The 595-nt window shown below is 48.6% G+C and carries 1 protein-coding gene; it reads right to left on the bottom strand.

The window, feature by feature from the left end; all coding sequences use genetic code 11:
• Window positions 1-212 precede the first annotated feature (212 nt).
• The gene (locus tag AUQ37_RS06285; RefSeq protein WP_157844316.1) at window positions 213-530 is read right to left on the bottom strand and encodes a hypothetical protein; all 318 of its coding nucleotides are present in this window, start codon (window positions 528-530) and stop codon (window positions 213-215) included.
• Between the last annotated feature and the right edge of the window lie 65 nt (window positions 531-595).

Raw genomic sequence — 595 nt, forward strand, 5'->3', positions numbered from 1 at the left:
CGGGGCGCATCCTTCGCCCTTCGGCGAAGGTGCCTTACAGCTCCTTTTGGCGCACACAGGTGCGTATGCGCATGATCGATTATGAGCCTGCTCCTCTGCCCGATTCCACACGAAATGTTATAGAACCGAATTTTCAGATAATCTCCGTGCAAGCCATCGTGAATATCGGAAGAAAAATCGTTCTTCACGATGGCATACGGAAGGAAAGTGTTTCAAAGGCGGCGAATCGAAGGGATGTAGAGGATGACTGTTGGGATTTCCATAGCGATGAGGACTATTCCCAACACATATGTCGGCGATCCCAGATCATCATGCAATTCGCCATCGGACAAGACGAAGGCGCCAAGCCAGCATATCACGAGAACGAGTGCAGGAATTGACGCCGCCATTCTTGCACGAATGCCCACGTCAAAATATGCTTTGGCATCACCGGGTCTCTCTCCGTGTTCTTTTCTGTATGCCAGAAGGACGGCAGCGGCGACCAACTGGGTGATCAGAAATACAATTGCAAGAACAAGAAGTGCATCCACAATCCGTCCCCCTTCAAATTTAGTTAATTTTACCGTCATTATAGATATTTAAAAAGACCGTTCAA

Origin of the sequence: Candidatus Methanomethylophilus sp. 1R26, assembly GCF_001481295.1 — an archaeon.
GTDB lineage: Archaea > Thermoplasmatota > Thermoplasmata > Methanomassiliicoccales > Methanomethylophilaceae > Methanomethylophilus.